This is a genomic window from Peribacillus sp. P4_D6, from assembly GCF_056401795.1.
The window spans coordinates 1-8,232 of the sequence record NZ_JBFUIQ010000150.1 but is presented as its reverse complement, the minus strand read 5'-3'; the positions used below and the strand labels follow the sequence as shown (position 1 = coordinate 8,232).

The 8,232-nt window shown below is 43.9% G+C and carries 9 protein-coding genes and 1 other RNA gene; 2 read left to right on the top strand and 8 right to left on the bottom strand.

What is annotated here, in order from left to right; all coding sequences use genetic code 11:
- The 5 genes from AC1DVB_RS23590 to AC1DVB_RS23570 form a co-directional block, all read right to left on the bottom strand.
- On the bottom strand, positions 1 to 741 hold a 741-nt coding region (locus tag AC1DVB_RS23590), incomplete at its 3' end, for a branched-chain amino acid ABC transporter permease (protein ID WP_477591209.1).
- A gap of 13 nt (positions 742 to 754) precedes the next feature.
- Positions 755 to 1,633, bottom strand: a complete 879-nt coding sequence (locus AC1DVB_RS23585) for a branched-chain amino acid ABC transporter permease (protein ID WP_034308761.1) — start codon at positions 1,631 to 1,633, stop codon at positions 755 to 757.
- Positions 1,634 to 1,709: 76 nt separating this feature from the next.
- On the bottom strand, positions 1,710 to 2,897 hold the full coding sequence (locus AC1DVB_RS23580; RefSeq protein ID WP_477591207.1) for an ABC transporter substrate-binding protein: 1,188 nt from the start codon (positions 2,895 to 2,897) through the stop codon (positions 1,710 to 1,712).
- A 189-nt stretch (positions 2,898 to 3,086) separates the two neighbouring features.
- Positions 3,087 to 3,848: a tRNA threonylcarbamoyladenosine dehydratase gene (locus tag AC1DVB_RS23575; protein WP_034308767.1), complete on the bottom strand. Its 762-nt coding sequence runs from the start codon at positions 3,846 to 3,848 to the stop codon at positions 3,087 to 3,089.
- Positions 3,849 to 3,959: 111 nt separating this feature from the next.
- Positions 3,960 to 5,108: a M20 family metallopeptidase gene (locus tag AC1DVB_RS23570; protein ID WP_477591205.1), complete on the bottom strand. Its 1,149-nt coding sequence runs from the start codon at positions 5,106 to 5,108 to the stop codon at positions 3,960 to 3,962.
- 84 nt (positions 5,109 to 5,192) lie between these two features.
- Here AC1DVB_RS23570 and AC1DVB_RS23565 point away from each other — a divergent pair, with 84 nt between their 5' ends.
- Positions 5,193 to 5,417, top strand: a complete 225-nt coding sequence (locus AC1DVB_RS23565) for a hypothetical protein (protein WP_454861545.1) — start codon at positions 5,193 to 5,195, stop codon at positions 5,415 to 5,417.
- On the opposite strand, the gene AC1DVB_RS23560 is transcribed toward AC1DVB_RS23565, so the two are convergent.
- Positions 5,408 to 6,379, bottom strand: coding sequence for a nuclease-related domain-containing protein (locus AC1DVB_RS23560; protein ID WP_477591203.1), 972 nt, complete (start codon positions 6,377 to 6,379; stop codon positions 5,408 to 5,410). The genes AC1DVB_RS23565 and AC1DVB_RS23560 overlap by 10 nt on opposite strands.
- 162 nt (positions 6,380 to 6,541) lie before the next feature.
- Between AC1DVB_RS23560 and AC1DVB_RS23555 the strand changes: the two genes are divergently transcribed.
- Positions 6,542 to 6,709 (top strand): hypothetical protein, encoded by a 168-nt coding sequence (locus AC1DVB_RS23555; protein ID WP_477591201.1) that lies wholly within the window; start codon positions 6,542 to 6,544, stop codon positions 6,707 to 6,709.
- Positions 6,710 to 6,897: 188 nt separating this feature from the next.
- Here AC1DVB_RS23555 and ssrS read toward each other — a convergent pair.
- Together ssrS and aspS are read right to left on the bottom strand one after the other, a co-directional pair.
- Positions 6,898 to 7,083, bottom strand: a non-coding RNA gene (ssrS, locus tag AC1DVB_RS23550) — 6S RNA.
- 86 nt (positions 7,084 to 7,169) lie between these two features.
- The coding region (aspS, locus tag AC1DVB_RS23545) for an aspartate--tRNA ligase (protein WP_477591199.1) at positions 7,170 to 8,232 on the bottom strand (1,063 nt) is incomplete at its 5' end.

Here is an 8,232-nt window from a genome sequence, read left to right as displayed (position 1 = left end):
GCCAAGTACGACGAAAATCAGTATATCGAAGGATTTCAGGAAACCGAAATTCGATGGCTGGATAATATAAAAATTATGGGCATAGAGCGATCCGGCAATTCCGGCAAAAAAAGCTCCGATGACGAAGGCCGCCACTTTATAATAGGTCGTATTGATTCCCATCGCATCAGCCGCCGTTTCATCTTCCCTTACGGATATGCATGCACGCCCGTGAGTCGAATTGGTGAAATTCCTGATGACTAAGACGGTGATCATGACACAGGCAAAAACCCATGGCCAAGTAGTCAGGTGGGATACCTGCATCCCGCTTGCACCGCCTACATATTCAATATTCAAAAGGACGATCCGGACAATTTCCCCAAAACCAAGGGTGGCTATCGCCAGGTAATCCCCCTTCAGGCGCAAGCTGGGTATCCCGATCACCATACCCGCAACAGCGGCGATGACGCCCCCAGTCAATACAGCTATGATGAAAGGAAGTTCCAGCTTCATTGTCATGACTGCCGAAGCATAGGCCCCAACCGCTAAAAAACCTGCATGCCCGATCGAGAACTGCCCGGTTATTCCTATGATTAAATGAAGGCTCGTCGCCAGCATGATATTGATGCCGATGAACATGAGCGTGTTGATATAAAATGGATTGAGGATACCGTTTGAAATGGTGTACTGCATGATTCCGAAAAAAATAAGTGCGAGCACGATCGAGAGCCAAAAACCCTTTGAATTCTTTAAAGTAGTCATCGCCATGTCTCCCCTATACTTTTTCTCTTTTATTTTTACCGAATAGTCCCTGCGGCAAGAAAATCAAAATCAAGATAAGTACGACGAAAGCCACACCATCGCGCCATAATGAGTAACCGGCGGCACTGACCAAAGCCTCGATCACTCCAAGCAGCAGACCGCCGACCATCGCTCCCGGAATGATGCCGATGCCGCCCAAGACGGCTGCAACAAATGCTTTGAGGCCAGGAAGGACACCCATCAACGGTTCGATTTTAATATAGTAGATGCCAAAAATGACACCAGCCGCCCCTGCCAGGGCCGAACCTATGGCGAACGTAGCGGAAATCGTATTGTTCACATTGATTCCCATCAGCTTGGCCGCCTCGGAATCGAATGAAACGGCACGCATCGCTTTGCCGATTTTGGTTTTATGGACAACGAATTGCAGGATGATCATTAAAATGATGGATACGGATAAGATCAATATCGATTGACTGCTGATGGAAACTCCGAATATATCGAGTTTATCCATCGGAAGGACATTATTTGGATAGGCTTCCGGCTGGGCACCCCGGATGTAAATCAGCCCATTTTCTATCAGAAGGGAAACACCGATGGCCGTTATCAAGGCCGCGATCCGTGTTGCATTACGAAGGGGTTTATAAGCAATGCGTTCGATTAAAACGCCAAAGATGGCACATGTGGCCATTGAAATCAATAAAGCCGGGATGAAGGATAAGTCCATTACGGTAATGGCGTAAAACCCTACAAATGAACCGACCATGAATACGTCTCCATGGGCGAAGTTTATGAGTTTGACGATTCCATACACCATCGTATAACCAAGCGCGATCAAAGCATAAATGCTTCCGAGTGAAATGCCATTTACCAATTGCTGAATCAGTTCCATATTGCACTCTCCCCGTTAAGGTGTTTTTTAAGTGAATATAGAATAGGGGGGACTTGCCCCCTATCCACGTAAGGTATTATGGATTGATTTTTGTCTTGAATGTTTGTTTGCCATCCACATATTCCAGGATGGTCGCCGATTTGATCGGATCATGATTTTCATCAAGGTTCAGTGTTCCGGAAACTAATTGAAGATCTTTTACATCTTCCAATGCTTGTCTGATTTTTTCAGGGGAAGCATCTCCAGATCTCTTGATGGCGTCTGCCAGGTAGTACCCAGTGTCATAGCCAAGTGCAGCAAAGGCATCCGGTGTTTTATCGTATTCCTTTTTGAAGGCTGCAACGAAATCCTGGATTTTTGCATCTTCATCTTCCGGGGAATAGTGATTCGTGATATAAGTATTTTTTAAAGCTTCCGCTCCGGCAATTTCAACGACCTTCGGGGAATCCCAGCCGTCCCCGCCCATGAATGGAAGGTCTATGCCGTCTTCACGTGCCTGTTTTAGGATCAATCCGACTTCCTCATAATAACCAGGAAGAAAAACGAACTCAGGTTTTGCCGATTTGATACGTGTCAATGTAGAACGGAAATCAGTATCTTTCGTTACATAAGCTTCTTCCGCCACGATTTTACCGCCCTTGGCAGTGAATGCTTCTTTAAAAGCTGCGGCCAATCCTTTAGAATAGTCGCTTGCGCTATCCACATAGATCGCAGCCGTCTTTGCCCCTATTTCGTCAGATGCGAAATTGGCTGCCACCGTACCTTGGAATGGATCGATAAAGCAAGTTCTGAACACATAATCATTTAATTTTCCAGCTTTGTTGGTAATGTCGGGATTTGTTGCAGTTGGTGTGAGTAGAGGAACTTTATTATCCTGTGCGACTTGAACCTGTGCCAATGTATTCGTGCTTGTCGCAGATCCGACTACAGCCACAACCTTGTCCTGGCTGACTAACTTGATCGAACCGCTTGTAGCTTCTGCTGCATCTGATTTATTATCAACCTTCACGATTTCCAATTTTTTACCGTCGATGCCCTCTTTATTAATCTCATCGATGGCCAGTTTCAAACCATCGGCAGCCGATTGGCCGAATGATGCCGTACCTCCGGATAATTCAAGGTTGGCCCCAATTTTAATGGTGTCACCCGATTTTGATGAACCCCCGCTTGAACTGCTGGTTTTCGAGTCGCCGCTGCAGCCTGCAAGCGCCCCTGCAACCAAAGAAAATGATAGAAACACTCCTGCTAGCTTTTTCTTCTTCATTTGAAACCCCCTTGTTTTAATATGTTCTTTTAAACAAATAGAATATCTGAATAAAAATAATATTCTGAAAATATAGTGTATCTCATTCTTTCGACCCCGTCTATATGATATGGATAAAAAAGTTATTTAAAGGAATATCTGCTATTCGCCACAAAAAAACTGACCCTTTATAGAGTCAGTTGATTTTTATCAATCATTTACACGGCGAACTTCAATGTCTTTCAATATATCATTGATCACCCAACTTGCTGCAATTAAGCCCGCAACGGATGGTACGAAAGCATTCGAAGACGGAGGCATTTGGGCTTTACGGATTTTTGCCTCATCATTGCCGACTTCTTTCCGCACATCCTCCCGAATGACAATAGGGCTCTCGTCGGAAAAGACAACGGGAATTCCCTTTGTTATGCCCTCTTTACGCAATCTAGTACGAATGACCTTGGCAAGCGGATCGGTATGCGTTTTGGAGATATCGGCAATTTGAAAACGCGTCGGGTCCATCTTATTAGCGGCCCCCATGCTTGAAATCACCTTGATATTCCGTTTCAGGCACTCCTTCATCACATGGATCTTGTAAATGACCGTATCCGATGCATCAATGACATAGTCCAAGCCATAACTGAAGAATTCTTCAAACGTCTCTTCTGTATAGAACATTTTAAGAGCGATCACTTCGCAGTCGGGATTGATATCTTGAATGCGATTTTTCATCAATTCCGCTTTCGGTTGACCGACTGTTGATAATAGAGCATGGATCTGCCTATTTACATTTGTGATGTCGACATCGTCTTTATCCACAAGAATAATACGGCCTACCCCGGAACGTGCCAATGCTTCGGCTGAAAATGAACCGACGCCTCCAACACCCAGGACTGCAACGGTCGTATTTTTCAGTATATCGATTCCTTCCTTGCCAATTGCCAATTCATTTCGTGAAAACTGATGCAGCATATATATTCAACTCCAATAAATTCTGTTCTTATTTAGCTTCCCAATTAACAATATATCATAAACATCATTAATGACAAGCGAAATATGAGCAGTCTAATCGGAATTAGTGTGCTAGGTCATATTTGATAATTTTTGAATGACGGTTGCCAATAGGAGAGTCCTTTCCGTAAGGCTTGGAATTTCCAAATACTCCTCTTCACTATGTGCATTTCCTCCAATGGGCCCGAGTCCATCCACTGTCGCGATTCCCAAATCAGAAGTGATGGAAGCATCCGAACCTCCACCTGTGGCCGTATCCGTGATTTCGATGCCGATTTCCTTCCCAGCCTGGCGGATCGTCTCTAAAAGCAAGTTCGTTTTCTCATTCTTTTCCATGGGAGAGCGGTCCATTTTCCCGCTTAATGTCGTTTTCGTCCCTGGAATATAGGTTTCGGCACAGATTTTTTTCAGTTGCTTGAGGATGATGGCTTCCTGCCTTTTTTCCGAAATCCGCACATCCACAAAAGCGGCAGCATGGGAAGCGATCATATTTACAGCGGAGCCCCCTTCAATTTTGCCAACATTCACGCCGATTCCTTTCTGCTGATCATTCAATCGATGTAAGGCAATGATCTTATGGGCCAATTCTTCAATTGCACTTCGTCCCTTTTCCGGCTCGATCCCTGAATGGGCGGCCACCCCCGCAATATCCACTTTAAACTGACCGCAGCCCCTTCTTGCCGTGACAAGCGAACCGTCCGTCCTTGCCGGTTCAAGAATTAGCGCAAACTTCTTATTGGCCGCTTTTTCCGATATGAGTGAAGCGGATGACGGAGACCCGATCTCCTCATCACTATTAAGAATGATMTGGACATGCTGATAGCCTGTCTGCCCCGTCTGTTTTAGGCAAAGGATCGCATAAAAAATCTCAACCAAACTAGACTTCATATCCGCCACACCAGGACCGTATGCCCGATTTCCCTTCACTTTAAAAGGACGTTTTTGCGCTGTGCCCTCCGGAAAAACCGTATCCATATGGGCAACGACCAGAATATGCGGTTGATGCGCATCACGATGCTGGATGACCAGCTGATTGCCATAATTCTGCTGCTCAACGGTATCCACAATAAAATCCAGGCTTTCAAATTTCGTTTTCAAAATCGAACCAATTTCATCAATACCCTTTTTTGTATGAGAACCACTATCTATATTCACTAGCCGCTCCACTAATTGAAGCATTTCCATCCTCTTTGCATACAATAAATCTTTCAAAGCCCTCACTACTTTCTATCCTTAGCTGACTTTTGCTCAACCTTACTATAATTTACGACTCTATATTGCGGAGTGTTACTTAAATGGGAATATTTGAAGATTATTCGCTGGTTTTTGGTAGTTTTCTTTGAGTATGGGGTCTTTATTCGTGAGTCTGGATCGTTTACGCGTGAGTTTGCGGCATTTACTCGTGAGTTTGCACCATTTACTCGTGAATTTCCGCTGTTTACTCGTGAGTTCGCACCATTTACTCGTGAATTTGGCTCTTTTACTCGTGAATTTCCGCTGTTTACTCGTGAGTTCTCCATTTACTTGTGAATTAATCCATTAAGTTTATAAGCTCTATTTTTAAACTRCCCCGAATAAGGCAATTCCAGTGAAGACAGCATCCGCTGCATAATATCAATTGAATCTATTTGTAAAAAGAGCCGTGCTTGTTTATTTGTTATATTGGGTTTTATGAGGAGAGCAAAATCGCGAAGAGTTTGAATGTGGGCATCTTTGGAGGCGAAAGAACATTGACTGCATGACCATTTGCCCCAGTGATAGTGCATATGGAAAGCAGCGCATTCAGGACATTGAACGCTTTTTATCAGATCTTGCTCATCGATTTGATATAAATTGAGTATATCAGGATTAAGTGGAGTGTTTTTTTGCAGAATCGTGTTCGAAAGTCTAGTGCTCTGCCTTTGGGTTAATTGCTCAGAAGGATACTTTTTTTCAAGGGTATTGATTTTGGTGATGAGGGTTTCTTTTCCCGTGATTTTTTTGAAAATGGGGGTAAAACCTGGGGTAGTCCTGATGATCGTATTCGAGTTTGCGTTGGCAATTAACGTTTCAATCGGCAGCGAGGGGAATTTGTGAAAAGTAAGCCAATCATTTAATCGGGATTTTTGTACGTCGACCTGGATTAGCGGATCCAGATATGCCTGTTCCTGTCCATCTTTTGAACGAATCAATTGGGGATAGGTGCGGTCAAAATAGAGCGTTCCCGCAAAGTTTTTCACTTCAATGATGATACAGTAATTCCTGGTGATTATTAGGAAATCCATTTGAAAATAACGGCTCCCATCGTGGTCTAACCTCAAATCATGAAATACTCGATATTCTTTCGGGAGATTCTTCAACTCCTTTCCAATACTCCGCTCCCCGTTAAATCCTGTACGAATTTTCCGGAAATCGTTCTTTATTCTTTCCTGTTTTGGATGATTTGATGATAGCCTCCTGCTTAATGCCTCCAATTTGAGCATTTTCATAGGCATCTCACACGGTTTTAACATCCATACATCAACTCCTTCTTCTTAAGCTTCTTTATTAATGCCCTTTTTTCCTGCTAGGATTTGAAATCAGACGTTTTACCGTAAGTTTACTCTTTTTAATTCATGAGATTTGTAGCTTACTCGTGAATTTCCGCTGTTTACTCGTGAGTTCGTCATTTATTCGTGAATTTCTTCCATTTATTCGTGAGTTCGCCATTTACTCGTGAATTTCCGCTATTTACTCGTGAGTTTGCACCATTTACTCGTGAATTTCCGCTATTTACTCGTGAGTTTGAACCATTTACTCGTGAATTTCCGCTGTTTACTCGTGAGTGCGCCGTTTACTCGTGAGTTTGCGCCATTTACTCGCGAGTTTAAGCCATTTACTCGTGAGTTTGCACCATTTACTCGTGAATTTGGCTCTTTTACTCGTGAATTTCCGCTGTTTACTCGTGAGTTTGCACCATTTACTCGTAAGTTAACTATTTTAATGCACAAAAAAACCCATGTTATTTAACATGAGTTGCTTTGTAAGGTGTAAGAGTCCCAATTGTGCCGTTTACGCCTTTGTTTTGAACCCGCTCTCCGCAGGTGGGTGCTCGGTTCCTCGCGTTTGTAAGTCCTCTTCGAGGGAGGCTTTTACGCGGCCAGGAAACTAGTGCTCCCGGTAACTATAAGTGTTCGGTCAAAACTTATAGGTTAAAGAACGAACACATCAGGACTCTTACTTGTTGAAAACATCATAGCATAATGCTTAACTCTATTTCAAGGAAAAACACATAGGTATTTTTTCATATTTTTCCCAAATGAATTATTTTTTAAGTGCAGCAAGCCTTAGGTTAAGTTCGGCCAATTGCTTGTCACTTACGGTACTCGGTGCGTCAACGAGCAGGTCGCTTGCGCTTGCTGTTTTCGGGAACGCGATGGTGTCGCGAAGGTTCGTGCGGCCTGCAAGCAGCATGACCATGCGGTCCAGTCCAAGGGCGATTCCGCCGTGTGGTGGCGTTCCGTATTCGAATGCATCCATTAGGAAGCCGAATTGTGCGTTTGCTTCTTCTTCGGAGAATCCAAGAACTTTGAACATTTTTTCCTGAACGTCGCGTTCGAATATCCGCAGTGATCCACCGCCAAGTTCGTAGCCGTTCAAGACAAGGTCATATGCTTGTGCACGGACGCTTGCTGGGTCTGATTCCAGTTTGTCCATATCTTCACGGAATGGCATTGTGAATGGATGGTGTGCTGCATAGTAGCGTCCTTCTTCTTCGTCATATTCAAGTAATGGCCAGTCCGTCACCCATAGGAAGTTGAATTTGCTTTGATCGATCAAGCCTCTTTCTTTCCCAAGCTTGATGCGAAGTGCTCCAAGTGCATCTGCGACTATGCCTTTCTTATCCGCCACGAATAGGATTAAATCGCCCACTTCAGCTTCCAATGCAGATACTAATTGCTCTTGATTTTCTGCGAAGAATTTGGCGATTGGCCCTTTTACACCGTCTTCTTCAACTTTTAGCCATGCAAGGCCTTTAGCACCGTAAATCGCTGCAAATTCAGCCAAGCCATCAATGTCTTTACGGGAATAATCCGCATTTCCGTCCTTAACGACGATCGCCTTAACTTGTCCTCCACTTGCAACAGCACCGGTGAACACTTTGAAATCACTGTCTTTGACGATTTCGGAAACATCTTTAAGTTCCATTCCGAAACGTGTATCCGGTTTGTCGGAACCGTAACGGCTCATCGCTTCGTTGTAAGTCATTCGAGGGAATGGCAGTGTTACGTCCAATCCTTTTACGTCTTTCATCACTTTAGCCATCATGTTTTCTGCCGTGTTAATGATATCTTCTTGGCTCATGAAGCTTGTTTCAATATCGATT